The 17372-nt window shown below is 70.3% G+C and carries 17 protein-coding genes; 8 read left to right on the top strand and 9 right to left on the bottom strand.

The features are described from left to right. Window position 1: 1 nt before the first annotated feature. Complete coding sequence (locus tag AC1D1T_RS02990; protein WP_047501491.1) at window positions 2-298, bottom strand: type II toxin-antitoxin system RelE/ParE family toxin; 297 nt, start codon at window positions 296-298, stop codon at window positions 2-4. After that, entirely contained in the window at window positions 295-525 is a 231-nt protein-coding gene (locus tag AC1D1T_RS02985) for an addiction module protein (RefSeq protein ID WP_047501489.1), read from the bottom strand. Before AC1D1T_RS02985 ends, AC1D1T_RS02990 begins: the two co-directional genes overlap by 4 nt. A gap of 87 nt (window positions 526-612) precedes the next feature. Here AC1D1T_RS02985 and AC1D1T_RS02980 point away from each other — a divergent pair, with 87 nt between their 5' ends. From AC1D1T_RS02980 to AC1D1T_RS02970, 3 genes are all read left to right on the top strand, one after another. After that, window positions 613-1029 (top strand): LIC_13387 family protein, encoded by a 417-nt coding sequence (locus tag AC1D1T_RS02980; RefSeq protein ID WP_047501487.1) that lies wholly within the window; start codon window positions 613-615, stop codon window positions 1027-1029. Window positions 1030-1165: 136 nt separating this feature from the next. Further along, window positions 1166-2443, top strand: a complete 1278-nt coding sequence (gene lplT, locus AC1D1T_RS02975; RefSeq protein WP_047501485.1) for a lysophospholipid transporter LplT — start codon at window positions 1166-1168, stop codon at window positions 2441-2443. Further along, entirely contained in the window at window positions 2440-3357 is a 918-nt protein-coding gene (locus AC1D1T_RS02970; RefSeq protein WP_477825154.1) for a DMT family transporter, read from the top strand. The genes lplT and AC1D1T_RS02970 overlap by 4 nt, the downstream gene beginning before the upstream one ends. Here AC1D1T_RS02970 and AC1D1T_RS02965 read toward each other — a convergent pair whose 3' ends face one another. Next, a complete protein-coding gene (locus tag AC1D1T_RS02965; RefSeq protein ID WP_052211330.1) occupies window positions 3358-3684 on the bottom strand; it encodes a hypothetical protein in 327 nt (108 codons plus the stop codon). It lies immediately after the preceding gene. Between the two features lie 76 nt (window positions 3685-3760). Further along, window positions 3761-4573 carry a response regulator gene (locus AC1D1T_RS02960; protein ID WP_047501484.1) on the bottom strand — a complete coding sequence of 271 codons (813 nt, stop codon included), beginning with the start codon at window positions 4571-4573 and terminating at the stop codon, window positions 3761-3763. A gap of 157 nt (window positions 4574-4730) precedes the next feature. On the opposite strand from AC1D1T_RS02960, the gene AC1D1T_RS02955 reads away from it, so the two are divergent. From AC1D1T_RS02955 to AC1D1T_RS02945, 3 genes are all read left to right on the top strand, one after another. Then, entirely contained in the window at window positions 4731-5183 is a 453-nt protein-coding gene (locus AC1D1T_RS02955) for a c-type cytochrome (protein ID WP_465111405.1), read from the top strand. Window positions 5184-5346: 163 nt separating this feature from the next. After that, window positions 5347-7779: a polysaccharide biosynthesis/export family protein gene (locus tag AC1D1T_RS02950; protein WP_477991352.1), complete on the top strand. Its 2433-nt coding sequence runs from the start codon at window positions 5347-5349 to the stop codon at window positions 7777-7779. A 3-nt stretch (window positions 7780-7782) separates the two neighbouring features. Further along, window positions 7783-9021, top strand: a complete 1239-nt coding sequence (locus AC1D1T_RS02945; protein ID WP_477842563.1) for a Wzz/FepE/Etk N-terminal domain-containing protein — start codon at window positions 7783-7785, stop codon at window positions 9019-9021. 9 nt (window positions 9022-9030) lie between these two features. Here AC1D1T_RS02945 and AC1D1T_RS02940 read toward each other — a convergent pair whose 3' ends face one another. Genes AC1D1T_RS02940 through AC1D1T_RS02930 form a run of 3 tightly spaced genes read right to left on the bottom strand, consistent with a single transcriptional unit; the run spans window position 9031 to window position 11971 of the window. Next, window positions 9031-9867, bottom strand: a complete 837-nt coding sequence (locus AC1D1T_RS02940; RefSeq protein WP_465111402.1) for a PhzF family phenazine biosynthesis protein — start codon at window positions 9865-9867, stop codon at window positions 9031-9033. Next, window positions 9864-11042, bottom strand: coding sequence for an aminotransferase-like domain-containing protein (locus AC1D1T_RS02935; RefSeq protein ID WP_465111401.1), 1179 nt, complete (start codon window positions 11040-11042; stop codon window positions 9864-9866). Before AC1D1T_RS02935 ends, AC1D1T_RS02940 begins: the two co-directional genes overlap by 4 nt. Beyond that, on the bottom strand, window positions 11039-11971 hold the full coding sequence (locus tag AC1D1T_RS02930; protein ID WP_477825151.1) for a DMT family transporter: 933 nt from the start codon (window positions 11969-11971) through the stop codon (window positions 11039-11041). The genes AC1D1T_RS02935 and AC1D1T_RS02930 overlap by 4 nt, the downstream gene beginning before the upstream one ends. Before the next feature lie 98 nt (window positions 11972-12069). Between AC1D1T_RS02930 and AC1D1T_RS02925 the strand changes: the two genes are divergently transcribed. Together AC1D1T_RS02925 and AC1D1T_RS02920 are read left to right on the top strand one after the other, a co-directional pair. After that, entirely contained in the window at window positions 12070-13590 is a 1521-nt protein-coding gene (locus tag AC1D1T_RS02925; protein WP_477842561.1) for an aminotransferase-like domain-containing protein, read from the top strand. 34 nt (window positions 13591-13624) lie between these two features. Then, complete coding sequence (locus tag AC1D1T_RS02920; protein WP_465111398.1) at window positions 13625-14389, top strand: hypothetical protein; 765 nt, start codon at window positions 13625-13627, stop codon at window positions 14387-14389. Window positions 14390-14494: 105 nt separating this feature from the next. Here AC1D1T_RS02920 and AC1D1T_RS02915 read toward each other — a convergent pair whose 3' ends face one another. Then, window positions 14495-16381 (bottom strand): ATP-binding cassette domain-containing protein, encoded by a 1887-nt coding sequence (locus tag AC1D1T_RS02915; RefSeq protein WP_477825364.1) that lies wholly within the window; start codon window positions 16379-16381, stop codon window positions 14495-14497. 45 nt (window positions 16382-16426) lie between these two features. Further along, on the bottom strand, window positions 16427-17371 hold the full coding sequence (gshB, locus tag AC1D1T_RS02910; protein ID WP_047501469.1) for a glutathione synthase: 945 nt from the start codon (window positions 17369-17371) through the stop codon (window positions 16427-16429). Window position 17372: the final 1 nt, after the last annotated feature.

Here is a 17372-nt window from a genome sequence, read left to right as displayed (position 1 = left end):
CTCAGTCGACACGCGAAGCCCAGTAGTGCGGGCGCTTCCTATGAGGGGCGATGGCCACGACAAGCAGCCTGTCTTGCCAAGCCCGGTAGACGATGCTGAACGGAAACCCTTTGACCAGGACGCTGCGGGTCTCCTTGAAGCTCGGTGCACCGCCCAACGGATGCGTCCTGACGCGGGAAACTGCCGCTTCGACAGCGGCCTGGAAGCGCAGGCCAGCTCCCGTGGCGCCCTTGGAGTAGTAGGTGACTTCCTTGAGCAGCTCGATCTCTGCGGCGGGAAGGAAGGAGACCTTGATCACCGCGCTATTCGGTGAGCCTTGGCGAACACATCTTCTGCGTCAATCGGCAGGACTTCACCCCGCTCGAACTCGGCCAACCTGCGTTGGATCTCGTTTTCCCACGCCGTGTCGAGCTCAGCGGCGGCTGGCTCGTTGAGCGATTCCATCAGTTGCTCGACGAGCCGTTCACGGTCTTCCGGCGGCAATGCCCGACCGAGGCTGAGGATGTGGGACACGGGATCGGACATGGTCGGCTCCTGATGGCTGGATCGGAGTCTAACGCTCGGGGTTGCGCCTCGTAACGAGGCTTGCGCATTCGACCCACACAATCCCGCATGTCCCAAATCCTGATCCTTGCCGGCGCAGCGATCTACGGCCTGCTCGGTCTGCTGCACCTGGCCTTCACGTTCTCCGGCACGAACTTCGATCCGCGCGATGCCAACGTCGCGCGCGCGATGCGGTCGAGTTCGCCGCGCCTGACCCGCGACACGACGATGTGGAAGGCCTGGATCGGCTTCAACGCGAGCCACAGCCTGGGCGCCATCCTGTTCTCGCTGGTCTACCTGATGCTCGCCGCGATGCACATGGACGTGCTGCGCCGCTCGCCCACCTTCGTGTGGCTGGCCGGCATCGCGAGCGCCGCCTACGTCGTGCTCGCGCTGCGCTACTGGTTCCGGATTCCGCTGGCGGCGACGGCGATCGCGACCAGCTGCTTCGTCGCCGGGGCCGTCACGATGTCGCTGGGGTACTGAGCCGGTCGGCGCGACGGGGGCACCATGCCCCGTGCTATAACCGCCGCCGCGGGGAACCAGCAGCGGCCGCGTCGAGCGCTGCATCGATTGATGACCGGGCCCACCCGGCATGCGACAGGCAGCACGCTCTCAGCGAATGAAAAAAGGTTTCTACACCATCATGTCGGCGCAGTTCTTCAGCTCGCTGGCTGACAACGCGTTGCTGGTGAGCGCCATCGAACTGTTGAAGACCTCTCACGCGCCCACCTGGCAGGTGCCGGCGCTGAGTCCGATCTTCGCGCTGTTCTATGTGATCCTCGCGCCCTTCCTCGGCGCGTTCGCCGACGCCGTGCCGAAGGGGCGGGTGATGTTCGCGTCGAACGCGATCAAGGTGATCGGCTGCCTGATGATGCTGTTCGGCAGCCATCCGCTGATCTCCTACGCGATCGTCGGCCTGGGCGCCGCCGCCTACTCGCCGGCCAAGTACGGCATCCTGACCGAGCTGCTGCCGAACTCGCAGCTGGTCAAGGCCAACGGCTGGATCGAGGGGCTGACCATCCTGTCGATCATCCTGGGCCTGCTGCTCGGCGGCCAGCTGGTCGGCCATGCGATCGCGGCGCACCTGCTCGCCTTCGACCTGCCGCTGGTCGACACCGGCATCAACACCCCCCCCGAAGCGGCGATCTCGATCATCGTCTTCCTGTACGTCGTCGCCGCGCTCTTCAACCTGCGCATCCCGCGCACCGAGGCGCCGCTGCAGCCGCTCTCGCACAGCGTCGTCGAGCTGGTGCGCGATTTCTCCAGCTGCAATGCCCGCCTGTGGAGCGACAAGCTGGGCCAGATCTCGCTGTCGACGACCACGCTGTTCTGGGGCGTCTCGGGCAACCTGCGCGTGATCGTGTTCGCCTGGGCCGCCGCGGCGCTCGGCTACACGACCACGCAGGCCTCGACGCTGGCCGGCGTGGTGGCGCTGGGCACCGCGGTCGGTGCGATCGCGGCATCGGTGCGGGTGCGGCTCGACCAGGCGACCAACGTGATCCCGCTCGGCATCATGATGGGCGTGCTGGTGATCGGCCTGAACTTCATCCACAACGTCTGGATGGCCGCTCCCTTCCTGGTGATCCTCGGCGCGATCGGCGGCTACCTGGTGGTGCCGATGAACGCGCTGCTGCAGCACCGCGGGCACAACCTGATGGGCGCCGGCCGCTCGATCGCGGTGCAGAACTTCAACGAGCAGGCCTGCATCCTCGGGCTCGGCGCGTTCTACACTGGCATGACGAAGTTCGGCATGTCGGCCTTCGCGTCGATCACGGTGTTCGGCCTGGTCGTCGCCGGCACCATGTGGCTGATCCGCCGCTGGCATGCGCGCAACCTGGTCGTCTACCGCGACGAGGTCGATCACCTGCTCGCCCTCGCCCGCAGCGACAAGCATTGAACCTGACGCCCGCAGCCGCCGGCCGCGACGCACGAACCGCCCCCGGCTTTCTCCCCGCGCTCGCCCTCGGCTTCAACGCGCTGGTGTGGGGCGTCTCGTGGTGGCCGTTCCGCGAGCTGCAGGCGCTCGGCCTGCACCCGCTGTGGGCCACCGTGCTGGTCTACGCGGTCGCGGTGCTGCTGATCGTCGCGACGCGCCGCCGCGCCCTCGGCACGCTGCTGCGCACGCCGAGCCTGTGGCTGCTGATGCTGGCGTCGGGCACCACCAATGCGGCCTTCAACTGGGCGATGGTGATCGGCGACGTGGTGCGCGTCGTGCTGCTGTTCTACCTGATGCCGCTGTGGACGGTGCTGCTGTCGCGGCTGGTGCTGAAGGAGGCCTTCACGCCGACCACCGCGCTGCGCATCGCGCTGGCCCTGGCCGGCGCCTTCATCGTGCTGAAACCGGCCGGCGCAGGCGTCGCGTTGCCGTTGCCGCAATCGCTGCCGGACTGGCTCGCCCTGCTCGGCGGCTTCTCGTTCGCGCTCAACAACGTGATGCTGCGCCACCAGGCGCACCGGCCGGAAGAGGCGCGCGCGCTCGCGATGTTCACCGGCGGCGTGCTGGTGGCCGGCACGCTGGCAACCACGCTCGCGTCGCAGGCGCTGATGCCCTGGTTGCCGGCGCCGCACACCGGCTGGCTGCTTGCCGTCGGCGCGCTGAGCCTCGCGTTCCTCGCCAGCAACCTCGCGCTGCAGTACGGCGCCTCGCGGCTGCCGGCCAACGTCACGTCGGTCGTGATGCTGTGCGAGGTGGTGTTCGCGACGCTGTCGGCCGTCGCGCTCGGCGCCGGCACGCTGACGCCGACCGTGCTGGCGGGCGGCGCGCTGATCCTCGCGGCCGCGCTGCTGTCGGCCTTCGAAAACTCGCGCTGATCACTGCAGCGTGCGCGTCCCCGGCAGGCTGAAGACTTCCACCGGCGACTGCGGCGCATGGCAGGCCGCGCCGGCGTCGCGCGTGCAGCCGGCCATCACGGCCCAGCGTTCGTGCAGGTGCCACAGCACGCAGCGGCAATCGCCCGACAGCTGCGGGTGCCCGGCCAGCAGCGCGAGGTTGTGCGCGATCTTCTCGCCCATCCCCGCCCGGTGCGCCGGGTCGCTGGCGGCCTGCAGGTACTGGCTGTAGCCGGTCATCAACGCGAGTGTTCCCGCCAGCATCGCCTCGACGCCGGGCATGTGGTGTTCTTCGACGAGCAGGTCCATGCGACGCTATCCTCGACAGTGGCAATGGACAGATGCTACTCCAAATGCGAATCATTCTCAAATGGAGTGTATCGAATCACCCTGCGGCAGGGGCGACGAAGTCGGGATCGAGCTGGCGCAGCGTCTGCAGGAATTCGGGGTCCATCAGCGGCTTGGCCAGGTAGGCATCGCTGCCGGCCAGCGAGGTGCGCACCCGTTCAGACGCGGCGGCCTGCCCGGTGATCAGCACGATGCGCGGCCCGCCGGCCGACTGGCGGGCGGTCTGCTTCATGAACTGGCACAGCTGCAGGCCGTCCATCGGGCTGTCCGGGCCGAGCGCGATGTCGATGAAGGCGAGCGCGAAGCTGTGCGTCGTCATGCGATCGAGCGCCTGCGTGCTGTTGCGTGCCAGGTGCACCCGGTAGCCCAGGCGCATCAGCCGCACCTGCAGGAACTTGAGCGCGATGCGGCTGTCGTCGACGACCAGCACGTCCTTCGCGACACGTCCGCCGGCAACCGCGGCGACATCGAACGCGGCGACGTCGGAGGCGACCCAGTCGGCCTGCGGCGGCTCGTCGAGCAACGCAAGGCGCTGTTCGAGCAGCAGGTCGAGTTCGCGCACGATGCGGGTCGGCTCGATCGGGCGAGGCAGGTGCGCCGCCGCGCCGGCGGGCGCCCGGGCACCGACGAAGACCGTGTCGGCCAGCCGCCCGGCTGCACTCACGGCGGCGACCGCGGCCGGCTGGTCGGCATCGGCGATCACGAAATCGGCCTCGGCCAGGTCGGCGGCAGGCTCGTAGGCCGGTGCGCGCTGCTCGGCCAGGCGCAGGAACGACTGCACGCCCTCGCGCTCGAAATCGCTGAATCCCTGCAACGCCACCGAATAACGCATGCGGATGCGCTCGGCCATCGTGTGCTCCCTGGTGTTGGTATGACGGGGATGTTGGGCGCGGCCGCCTGACGCGTCAAGGTGCGCGTCAGGCGCGCCCGGAATGGAATGCCGTGCTGCTGCGTACACTGCCCTGCCCCCCTCCACGACATCCCCAGCCCCAGCCAGGAGATCCCGCATGAATCGATCGATCCTCGTCCTCGCCACCGTGGCCGGCCTCGCCGCTGCGTTTCCCGCGGCCGCCCAGTTCGCCAAGCCCGAAGACGCGGTCAAGTACCGCAAGGGCGCCTTCACCGTGATGGCGGCGCACTTCGGCCGCGTCGCCGCGATGGCCAACGGGCGCATCCCGTTCGACGCCAAGGCCGCCGCCGAGAACGCCGAGATCGCGACGATGGTGTCCAAGCTGCCGTTCGCCGGCTTCATCGACGGCACCGACAAGGGCGAGACCCGGGCCAAGCCGGAGATCTGGACCGAGCAGGACAAGTTCAAGGCCGCCGCGACGAAGATGCAGGACGCGATGGAGAAGCTGAACGTCGCGGCCAAGTCCGGCAACGTCGACACGTTGAAGGCCGCGGCCGGAACCGTCGGCCAGGCCTGCAAGGGCTGCCACGACACCTACCGCAAGGAGTGAGCGGCGTGCGGCCGTGCGGCCGCCGGGTGCGGGAGGCCATCCGCTACCATTCGGGGTTGCCTTCACGAGCCTGCTTCGAATGACCGTGCCCCGAATGACTGCGCCCCGTTTGCGAGCCGCGCGCGTCCTCGCGCTCCTGCTTCCGTTGCATGCCGGACTGGCCGTGGCCGCCGACGAACAGCCGCCCGGCGGCTCGTTCACCACCCCGGCCTATGCCACCGCTGCCAGCGCCCCCGCGACCGGCAATGCGCTGCGCAATGTCCCGGCGGCCGGGCAGCAACCCGCAGCGCGCGACGGCGACGATGCGGCGGCCCGGCTGCGCAACCTGCCGCCGCCGAAGCCGAGCGAGTTCCAGAAGTTCGTCGAGGCCGCCACCGGTCGCCAGCTGCAGCCCTTCGGCAGCAACTTCTTCGCCGAGGCCTCGCGCGCGATCCAACCGGTCGACAACGTGCCGGTCGCGGCGGACTACACCGTCGGCCCCGGCGACGAGGTGCTGGTGAGGGCCTGGGGCTCGATCGACGTCGACTACCGCAGCACCGTCGACCGCAACGGCCAGCTGAACCTGCCGAAGGTCGGCAGCTTCACGGTCTCGGGCATCAAGGCGTCCGAGCTCGAGGCGCAGTTGCGTGCACAGATCGGCCGGCTCTACCGCAACTTCAACCTCAGCGTGTCGCTGGGCAAGCTGCGCGGCTTGAAGGTGTTCGTCGTCGGTCCGGCCCGCCTGCCGGGCGTCTACACGGTGCCGAGCCAGGCCACGATGCTGTCGGCCGTGGTGGCCGCCGGCGGCCCGGGCCCGAACGGTTCGATGCGCCGGGTGCAGCTGCGCCGCGACAACCAGCTGGTGTCCGAACTCGACATCTACGATTTCCTGGTGCAGGGCGACAAGTCCAAGGACCTGCAGCTGCTGGCCGGCGACGTTCTGGTGTTCCAGCCGGTCGGGCCGCGCGTCGCGCTGAGCGGTGCCCTCGACAACGCGGCCATCTACGAACTGAAGGGCACGCAGGAGCCCGTCAGCGAGCTGCTGCGCTACGCGGGCGGCTCACCGGTGCTGACCAACCCGAACCGCGTGCAGCTCGAGCGCATCGACGCGGCGCAGGGATCGGCCGCGCGCTATGTCGAGGACTTCAAGCTCGACACCACCGGCCTGCAGCGGCCGCTGCGCGACGGCGACATCGTGACGTTGCTGACGATCTCGCCGAAGTTCGCGAACGCGGTCACGCTGAAGGGCCACGTGGCACAGCCGCTGCGCTATGCGTTCACGCCGGGCATGCGCATCCGTGACCTGATCCCGGACAAGGAAGCGCTGATCTCGCCGGATTTCTACCGGCGCAAGAACCTGCTGGTGCAGGTCCTCCCCGATGACGATGACGTGCTGCTCGAAGAGGCCCAGCAGCGGTCGGCCCGCAGTGCGGTCACTGCCGTCGGTGCCCCTCGCTCCGGCGCGACGGGCAATGCCGCCGACACGAACGCTGGCACCGGCACGGACACGCTGCCGATCGTCACGGCCGCCAACGATCCCAATGCCGTGCGCGATCCGAATCGCTTCCCGCTCAGCGAAGGCGAGCGCGCGCGGCGTCGCATGGACCGCCTGGCGGCCGCCGAATCGAAGCGCACGCCGGCCACGCTGTTCGACGAGCTGAACTGGGACTACGCCGTCATCGAACGGCTCAGCGACAAGGACCTGAGCACGCAGGTGATCCCGTTCAACCTCGGCAAGGCCGTGCTGCAGGGCGATCCGGACAACAACGTCGAGCTGAAGGCCGGCGATGTCGTCACCATCTACAGCCAGAAGGACATCCGCGTGCCGGTGGCCAAGCAGACCCGGCTGGTCTCGGTGGAAGGCGAGGTCGGCGCACCCGGCGTGTACCAGCTGCTGCCCGGCGAAACCCTCGGCCAGCTGATCACGCGGGCCGGTGGCTTCACGCCGCAGGCCTACGTGTATGGCCTGGAGTTCAGCCGCGAGGAGACCCGCAAGCGCCAGCGCGAGAACCTGCAGGCCGCCATCGTCCGCCTGGAAGTGCTGTCGGCGCAGCAGGCCGCGCGCGAGGCGGCCAACCGGCGCGACGAGCAGGCCGGCGCGACGGCGATCAGCTCGGCCGCGACGCAGGCGCAGATGGCCCGCCTCAGCCGCGTGCAGCCGAACGGCCGCGTCGCGCTCGAACTCTCGCCCGACACGAACTCGGTGAGCCAGTTGCCGGACGTGCCGCTGGAGAACGCCGATCGCATCGTGGTGCCCAGCCGGCCCGGCTTCGTGACGGTGGCCGGCGCCGTCGTCAACAACAACGCCTTCCTGTGGAAGCCCAACCGCACGGTGGGCGACTACGTGAAGCTGGCCGGCCTGGACGAGGCCGCCGAGCCGTCCAACATGTTCGTGCTGCGCGCCGACGGCACCGTCAGCCATGCGAACGAACGCCGCGGCTGGTTCGGAAGCCTCGAGTCGCAGCCGCTGCAGCCGGGCGATGCGGTCGTGGTGCCGAACCAGCTCGACTACGAGAGCTGGGGCCGTGCCGCGATGCGCAACCTGAAGGACTTCTCGCAGATCTTCTACCAGTTCGGCCTCGGTGCGGCCGCCATCAAGACCTTGCGCGGGGACTGAGCGATGAGCGCCATCGACAACCCCGAAGTTCTTTCCCCCACCCTCGACGAGCCGGAGGACGACGGGCCTTCGATCGGCCTGATGGACCTGCTGGTGTGGCTCGGCGACGGCAAGCGCTGGGTGGCGGGCGCGACCGCGGTCGCTGCCGTGGGCGCCATCATCGCGTCGCTGCTGATGGCGAACATCTATACCGCCCGAGCCACGTTGCTGGCGCCGGGCTCGCAGCAGCAGAGCGGCTCGGCCGCCGCCCTGGCGGCCCTCGGCTCGCTGGGCGGCCTGGCCGGAGGCATCGCCGCGAAGACCCCCGACGAGCTCTACGTGAGCCTGCTCAAGAGCGACAGCGTCCAGCGCGCGCTGGCGAGCCGCTTCAACCTGATGCAGCGCTACGAAGCCAAGACCTACGACGGCCTGCGCAAGGCGATGGCCGTCCACATCCGGATCAGTTCGGACAAGAAGTCCGGCGTGCTGACGGTGGAAGTCGACGACGAGGAGGCGCAGTTCGCTGCCGACCTCGCCAACGCGCATGCAGCCGAAGTGACCAAGCTGCTCGGCCGCCTCGCGGTGTCCGAAGCGCAGCAGCGGCGCGTGTTCTTCGAGCAGCAGCTGAAGGACACGAAGGAGAACCTCGTCCAGGCCGAGCAATCGTTGCGCTCCGTGCAGGAGAAATCGGGGATGGTCGTGCTGGACAAGCAGGCCGAGGCCATCATCGCCGGCGTCGCCCAGCTGAAGGCGCAGATCGCCGAGCGCGAAGTGCGGTTGCGCGTGATGCGAACCGGCGCGACGTCCGAGAACCCGGACGTGCAGCGCCTGAACTCCGAACTGGCCGGCCTGCGGGCCGAACTGGCGCGCATGGAGTCGGCGCCGACGGGCCCCCCGAGCGGCAGCATCGACATCCCGGTCGGCAAGCTGCCGGGCGCGGCGGTCGACTACATCCGCGCCCGGCGCGAGGTGAAGTTCCAGGAGACATTGCTCGAGAGCATGCTCCGGCAGTTCGAGATCGCGAAGCTGGACGAGGCGAAGGAAGGCCCGGCACTGCAGCAGGTGGACGTGGCACAGGCGCCCGATCGGAAATCGAAGCCGGCCCGCGCGATCATCGTGCTGACGACGGTACTGCTGACCTTCCTCGGTTCTTCGCTGTTCGTCATCTGGCGCCGCTACGGCGCGCTGATGCGTGCGCACGATCCGTCGCGCGCTGCGGCCTGGCAGGCCATCCGCCAGGCGTGGCGCTGGCGCCGCGCCTGAGGGGGCTCTTCAGAGCGCCAGCTCGCCGCGGATGCAGCTGACGCTGTGCCCGCCGACCCACACCTGGCCGTCGACCTGCGCGATGTGCACCCGCCCGGCCCGGCCGAGCCGGGTACCTTGCGCAGCGACGTAGCGGGCCGGCGCCACGCCGGCCCCGATCAGCCACTGCGCGAGGCTCGCGTTCAGGCTGCCGGTGACCGGGTCTTCCGGGATGCCGATCGGCGCCGCGAAGCCGCGCACCTCGAACTGGCAGGGCCCGCCGGCCGCATGCGGCCCGATCACGCCGACCTTGGCCAGCGACTTCAGCGCCGCGTGGTCCGGCTCCAGCGCGAGCACCGTGTCGGCGGCGTCGAGCAGCAGGCCCAGCCAGCGCGGGCCGTTGTCGAGCCACTGCGCCTGCCGCACCTGCTCGCGGCGCAGGCCGAGCGCGGCCAGCACCGGCAGCAACCCGGCCTCGGCGATCGGCTCGCGGCGCAGCGGCGGCGCCGCAAAGGCCGCGCGCTCGCCGTCGAGCCGGATGTCGACCCGGCCGACGCCGCACTGCTGCACGACGGCACCGGGCGTCTTCGGCACGCCGCCGGCCTCGAGCCAGGCGTGGCAGCTGCCGAGCGTCGGGTGACCGGCGAACGGCAGCTCGCCGCCCGGCGTGAAGATGCGCACCCGGTAGTCGGCCAGCGGGTCGGTGGGCTGCAGCAGGAAGGTCGTCTCCGACAGGTTGGTCCAGCGCGCGAAGGCCTGCATCTGCGCATCGTCCAGCGCATCGGCGCCGTGCACGACGGCCAGCGGGTTGCCCTTCAGCGCGACATCGGTGAACACATCGACCTGAGCGAATGCGAAGCGCGTCATGCCGCCTCCTTCAGCGCCTCGGCCAGCGCGCGGATGCCGCGCTCGATCTGCTCGGGCGACACGGTGACGAACGACAGCCGCATCGTGTTCGCCTGCGCGTGCTCGGCGAAGAAGGCCGCGCCCGGCACGAAGGCCACGCCCTTGGCGACGGCCTTCGGCAGCAGCGCGATCGCATCGGTGCCGGCCGGCAGCTCGACCCAGAAGAACATGCCGCCGCTCGGCACCGTCCAGCGGCAGCCGGTGGGCATGTGGGCCTCGAGCGCGGCCCGCATCGCATCGCGCTGCGCCTTGTAGCGCGCGCGGATGGTCGGCACGTGCGTGTCGAGGAAGCCGTCGCGGATCACCTCGTGCACCACGCGCTGGTTGAAGCCCGGCGTGTGCAGGTCGGCCGCCTGCTTGGCCTGCAGCAGCTTCGGCACCAGCGGCGCGGGTGCCACCACGTAGCCCAGGCGCAGGCCCGGGGCCAGCACCTTCGAGAACGAGCCGAGGTAGACCGTGCCGTCGGGCCAGCGCGCAGCCAGCGGCGGCGGCGGCGCGGCGTCGAACCACAGGTCGCCGTACGGGTTGTCCTCGACCAGCGGCAGGTTCAGCGCCTGCGCCCGCGCGACGACCGCGGCCCGGCGCGCCTCGCTCATGCAGCGGCCGCTCGGGTTCTGGAAGTTCGGCAGCAGGTACAGGAAGCGCGCGCCTTCGGCGCTGTGCAGCGCCTCGGGCAGCGGGCCGTCGTCATCGCAGTCGACCGCCGTGAAGACCGGCTCGTAGGGCGCGAACGCCTGCAGCGCGCCGAGGTAGGTCGGCGATTCGACGGCGACGCGGCTGCCCGGGTCGACCAGCACCTTGCCGACCAGGTCGAGCCCCTGTTGCGAGCCGGTGGTGATCAGCACCTGCGCCGCGTCGACCTGCTGGCCGTGGCCGCGCAGCATCGCGGCGACCCACTCGCGCAGCGCCGGCAGGCCTTCGCTGGAGGCGTACTGCAGCGCTTCGCGCGGGGTGTCGCGCAGCACGCGGGTGGTGGCCTCGCGCATCGCCTCGACCGGGAAGCCGTCGGGCGACGGCAGCCCGCCGGCCAGCGAGATGATGCCGGGCTGTTCGGTCACCTTCAGGATCTCGCGGATGATCGACGGGTTCATGCGGTGGGCGCGCTGCGCGAGCTGCCAGGGGGTGCGCGAGGTCATGCGGAGTTCCTTGAGGACGTGGCGGGAGAGGTGACGGGAGGCGAGGCGGTGGAAGCCGGGTGTGTCGGCATCTTGCGCCCGATGAACACGGTGGCGATCACCGCGAGCGAGAACAGCACGGTCGTCGCGGACAGGTGCTCGCCGAGCACCGGCACCGCGAACAGCAGCGTCAGGAAGGGCTGCACCAGCTGCACCTGGCTGACCCGCAGCGTACCGCCGAGCGCGAGCCCGCGGTACCACGCGAAGAAGCCGAGCCACATCGAGAACAGCGTGACATAGCCGAAGCCGACCCAGGCACCGCCGTGCACCGGCTGCGCCGGCCAGGTCCAGGCCATCAGCGGCAGCGTGAACGGCATGCTGATCACGAGCACCCAGCAGATCACGTGCTCGGCCTGCAGTTGCCGCGACAGGTGGGCGCCGGCCACATAGCCGATCGACCCGCTGACCACCGCCAGCAGCAGCACGCCGTCGGCCCATTGCAGGCCACCGCCGGACTGGACCGCGAAAGCCAGCACCAGCGCGCAGCCGACCGCGGCACAGGCCCAGAACCCGATCGACGGGCGCTGCCGGAAGAACACCGCCGCCGCGATCGCGGTGCCCAGCGGCAGCACGCCGGTGATCACCGCGGCATGCATCGCATCGACCTCGCGCAACCCGAGGCCGAGGAACAGCGGGAAGCCGACCACCGTGCCGGCGGCGCTAACGGCGAGCGCCGACCACTGCGCGCCGCGCGGCCGCGGTGCCTGCGTGAGCATCAGATAGACCAGGCTCAGCACGCCGGCCAGCGCGGCGCGCCCGGCCACGACGAACAGCGGCGACAGCTGCGGGTCGGCCGCCGGCCCGACGGCCAGCCGCGTCATCGGCGTCGTCAGCGCGAAGATCGCGACCCCGAGGAAGCCCAGCCACAACCCTTTGCGTTCTTGGTCCATGCGGCAGTCTAGCGGCGGCAACCAGCACAGAGCCAGTACACTGGACCACCTCAGCTCGCACGCTGTATTGGTCGCTTCGCCAGCACATGAGCCCGCCAATGAATCCTCTAGCGCCCCTGCACCCCCTGTCCCGCCATGCCGATGCCACGCTGACCGAGCAGCTGTCGGGCCGCTTCGCCGAGCGCATCCGGCAGCGGCTGCTCGCACCGGGCTCGCGGCTGCCGTCGGTGCGGGAGTGCGCGCGCCGGCACGGGGTCAGCGCCTACACGGTGGTCGCGGCCTACGACCAGTTGCTGGCGCAGGGCTTGGTGGAGGCCCGCAAGCAGCGCGGCTTCTTCGTGCGCGAGCAGCAGCCGCGCGAGGCAGCCCGCGATGCCGCGCGCACGCCGGCATCGGCCGCCCCGCCCGTCAACGCCGCGGCCCCGATTGCCTTTCCGCGTGCCCCGCTCAGCGCGATCGCGCTGATGCGCAGCATGTTCCAGCCGCCGGGCACGCGGCCGATGCCGGGGCTGGGCACGCTGCCGTCGGAGTGGCTGGACCTGCCGATGCTCAGCACCGCGCTGCGCCGCGTCAGCAGCGGCGCGCTGCTCGGCCCGCTGGCCCTGCAGTACGGCGAGCCGGCGGGCGACTTGCGGCTGCGCCGGGCGCTGTCGCAGCGGCTGGTCGACTTCGGCGTGAAGGCGGCGCCGGAGCAGATCGTCACGACCTTCGGTGCCACCCATGCGCTGGACATCGTCACCCGCAGCCTGACCCGCGCCGGCGACAGCGTGCTGGTCGACGAACCCGGCTGGTCGGTCGAGTTCGCGCGGCTGGCGGCCCTCGGCCTGCGCGTGCTGCCGGTGCCGCGCGGCGAGGACGGGCCCGACCTCGCGGTGATGGAGCGCCTGATCGAGGCCCAGAAACCGCACGAGCGCCCGCGGCTGTACATCACCGTCTCGGTGCTGCACAACCCGACCGGTGCGACGCTCGCGCTCGGCCATGCGCACCGGCTGCTGAAGCTCGCGCAGGCGCACGACCTGCACATCGTCGAGGACGACACCTACGCCCATCTGGCACCGCCGCACCTGCCGCGGCTCGCGGCGCTGGACGCGCTGGAGCGCACGATCTACATCTCCGGCTTCTCGAAGATCCTGGTGCCGAACTGGCGGGTCGGCTATCTGGCAGCGCCGCCGGCGCTGGTCGACCGCTTCATCGACACCAAGCTGCTCGGCAGCCTCTCCACCACCAGCCTGACCGAGCAGGCGCTTGCCCACTGCCTGGAGCACGGCCTGCTGCGCCGCCATGCCGAGCGCGTGATGGCCCGGCTGGACGCGGCCCGGGCGCGCTCGGTGCAGCTGGCCGAGGCGGCGGGCTGCCGCTTCGCGGCCACGCCGCGCGGCCTGTTCGGCTGGGTCGACACCGGCGTCGACACCGAGCGGCTGTCGCAGGTGATGCTGGACGACGGCTGGCTGCTGGCACCGGGCTCGATCTTCCACGCCACGCGGCGCCCCGGCACGCTGATGCGCATCAACTTCGCGACCACGCAGGATGCGCAGTTCTGGCAGGCGCTGCAGCGCGCCCGCGACACCCCCGGCATGGCGACACCCCGGAATCCGGGCTTTGCATCGACAGCCCGGTGACCTACAGTCACACCTTCTTGCAACTCCCCAGTCCATGTTCGAGCCCACCATCCCCTTCGGCGAGCCCGAGCTGATGCGCGTCAGCGCCTTCGAGCGCTACCTGCATGAGCCGGGGGGTCCGCGTGCGCTCGGCGAAGTCGCCGACAGCAGCCTGCGCGGCGCGACGCTCAGCCCGTCGCTGCTGGCCGACCTGAGCCGTTTCGAGCGGGCCGGCCATGCGTCCGAGGTGCTGGACGTGCTGGCCGCCTGCGTGCGGCATTCGCAGCAGGTGGTGATCCACCTGCAGATGGGCCCGGCGGTGGTGCCGCTGACCGTGTTCGCGCGCGAGCGCCTGGTGCACTGCCCGATCAGCCTGGATGCGCTGCTGCGCGAGCGGCCCACCGAACTGCGGGTGCTGCACGTCGAGCCGGCGGTGCTGCGCACGCCGGGCGACTCGGAGCTGTCGCTGGTGGCCGATGAGCAGCACTACCACTCGCTCGGGCCGGTGCTGTGGGAACTGGCGCTGCGCGGCTCGCGCAACGCGCTGCTGCCGGAGATCGCCGGGCCGGTGGCCTACCGCGTCGCGCCGGGCTTCAACCTGGGCGGCCTGCGCGCCGGCGGCCTGGTGCGCACGGCGGTGCAGCGGCTGCAGGGCGACCGCTCGTCGCTGCGCGAGATGGCCGACTGGCCGGGCTTCGACACCTCGCGCGCCGCGCGTCTGCTGAACGCGCTGTACCTGCAGTCGGGGCTGATCATCAGCCGCACGCACCGCAGCGCGCTCGCCGAATCCTGGTTCGGCGCGCTCGGGCGCTCTGGATGACGACCCCTCGGTCGACGGGTACATCGACCGATCCCCCGAGGGGATGCGGGCCGGCTTGGGGCGGCCCGGCGCTCGGCCCGCGCCAGCGCACCACCCTCGCAGCGATCAGCGCGCGCCGAGCTCTTCCCAGCGCGTCAGCGCCGTCAGCAGCTCGTCGTCGAGGGCCGCGAAGCGCGCCTGCGCGGCCGCGAGCTTCGCCGCGTCGCCGGCGTAGATCTCGGTGCCGGCGAGCAGCGCCGAGAGCGTCTTCTGCTCGGTCTCCAGCGCCTCGATGCGCGCCGGCAGGCCGTCGAGTTCGCGCTGTTCCTTGTAGCTGAGCTTGGCCTTCTTCGCGACCGGCGCGGCTGCGGGCGGCGGCGGCGCAGCAGGCGTCGGTGCGGGCGCCGACCTGGCCGCCTTGTCGCGCATCGCCCGTGCGCGGTCGCGCTGCAGCTTCCAGTCCTCATAGCCGCCTTCGTACTCGCGCCAGAAGCCCGGGCTCTCGTCGCCTTCCCATGCGATCGTGCTGGTGACCACGTTGTCGAGGAAGCGCCGGTCGTGGCTCACCAGGAACACGGTGCCCGGGTAGCCCTGCAGCAGCTCCTCGAGCAGCTCGAGCGTGTCGATGTCGAGGTCGTTGGTGGGTTCGTCGAGCACCAGCACGTTGGCCGGCAGCGCGAACAGGCGGGCCAGCAGCACGCGGTTGCGCTCGCCGCCGCTCAGCGTGCGCACCGGCGAGTTGGCGCGCTCGGGAGAGAACAGGAAGTCGTTCAGGTAGCTCATCACGTGCTTGCGCTGGCCGTTGAACTCCACCCACTCGCTGCCCGGGCTGATGGTGTCGGCGAGCGTCGCGTCGAGCTTCAGCGTGCTGCGCATCTGGTCGAAGTAGGCGACCTCGAGCTTGCTGCCCTGGCGCACGTGGCCGGAGTCGGGCTTCAGTTCACCGAGGATCAGCTTCAGCAGCGTCGTCTTGCCGGCGCCGTTCGGCCCGATCAGGCCGACCTTGTCGCCGCGCAGGATGGTCGCGGTGAAGTCCTTCACGATCACCTTCTCGCCGAAGCGCAGGTTCACGTCGCGCAGCTCGGCGACGATCTTGCCGCTGGGCGCGCCGGAGTCCACTTCCAGGCGCACCTGGCCGAGCGAATCGCGGCGCTTCTGGCGCTGGTCGCGCAGCACTTCCAGCCGCTGGATGCGCGCCACGCTGCGCGTGCGGCGGGCTTCGACGCCCTTGCGGATCCACACCTCTTCCTGGGCCAGCAGCTTGTCGGCGCGCGCGTTGGCAAGCGCATCGGATGCGAGCTGCTCTTCCTTCATGCGCTCGTAGGCCGTGAAGTTGCCGGGGTAGCTGCGGATGATGCCGCGATCGAGTTCGACGATGCGGGTGGCCACGCCATCGAGGAAGGCGCGGTCGTGGGTGATCAGCATCACGCTGCCCTTGAAGCTGCGCAGCAGCTCTTCGAGCCAGGCGATCGAATCGAGGTCGAGGTGGTTGGTGGGCTCGTCGAGCAGCAGCACGTCGGGCACCGCGACCAGCGCTTGCGCCAGCGCGACGCGCTTCTTCATGCCGCCGGAGAGCTGGCTGATCTCGCGCGAGCCGTCGAGGTGGAGCTGCGCGAGCGTGGTGTCCACGCGCTGCTCCCAGTTCCAGGCGTCGAGCGCCTCGATGCGCGTCTGCAAGGCATCGAGGTCAACGCCGTCGGCGTGTTCTTCATAGGCCTGGCGCACGGCACGGGCTTCGGCCACGCCTTCGCTGACGGCCTCGAACACCGTGTGGCCCGGTTCGAACACGGGCTCCTGCGGCACGTAGCAGATGCGCACGCCTTGCGTCATCTGCAGCAGGCCGTCGTCGAGCTTCTCCAGCCCGGCGATGATCTTCAGCATCGAGGACTTGCCGGCGCCGTTGCGGCCGATCAACCCGAGGCGCTCACCGGTTTCGAGCGAGAACGCCGCGTTGTCGAGCAGGGCCACGTGGCCGAAGGCCAGGTGGGCATTGGAAAGCGAGAGGACGGCCATGGGGAAACCAACGGAGGAAACCGCGATTATCCCGTGCCCCGGATTTCAGGGGAGCTTGGCCTCCAGCGCGTCGATGAACATCTCTGCCACGTCGAAGCCGGCCTGCTGCGTGATTTCCTGGAAGCAGGTCGGGCTGGTCACGTTGATCTCGGTCAGGCTGTCGCCGATGATGTCGAGCCCGACGAGCAGCAGCCCGCGCGCGGCGAGCACCGGGCCGAGCGCCTCGGCGATCTCGCGGTCGCGGGCCGACAGCGGCTGTGCGACGCCCTTGCCGCCGGCGGCGAGGTTGCCGCGGATCTCGCTGCCTTGCGGGATGCGCGCCAGCGAGAACGGCACCGGCACGCCGCCGATCACCAGCACGCGCTTGTCGCCCTTCACGATCTCGGGCAGGTAGCGCTGCACCATCACCGTCTGCGTGCCGCCCTTGTTGAGCGTCTCGGTGATGCTGCCGAGGTTCAGCCCGTCGGGGCCGACGCGGAAGATGCCCATGCCGCCCATGCCGTCGAGCGGTTTCAGGATGATGTCGTGGTGGACCGCGTGGAAGCGCTTGATCTCGGCCTCGTCGCGCGTGACGAGTGTCGGGCCGATGAAGTCGGGGAACTCGAGGATCGCGAGCTTTTCCGGGTGGTCGCGCAGTGCGGCCGGCTTGTTGAAGACGCGGGCGCCTTCGCGCTCGGCCTGTTGCAGCAGGTGGGTGGCGTAGAAGTATTCGCTGTCGAAGGGCGGGTCCTTGCGCATCAGCACGGCGGTGAGGTCGGCGAGCGCGAGCGTCTGTGCGGGCTGTTCGGCGAACCAGGCGTGCGGGTCGGAGGTGACGGTGAAGGGCCTCACCTTGGCCTGCACGCGGCCGCCGCGTTCCCAGACCAGGTCGCGCGGTTCGCAGGCGGCGAGTGCGTGGCCGCGGCGGGCGGCTTCGCGCATCATGGCGAAGGTGGAGTCCTTGTAGGTCTTGAAGCCTTCCAGCGGGTCGGCAACGAACAGCAGCGTCATG

The organism is Rhizobacter sp. P2_H3 (assembly GCF_056403355.1).
Note: the sequence above shows the minus strand (reverse complement) of the source record. Positions and strands in the feature narration are given on the sequence as shown.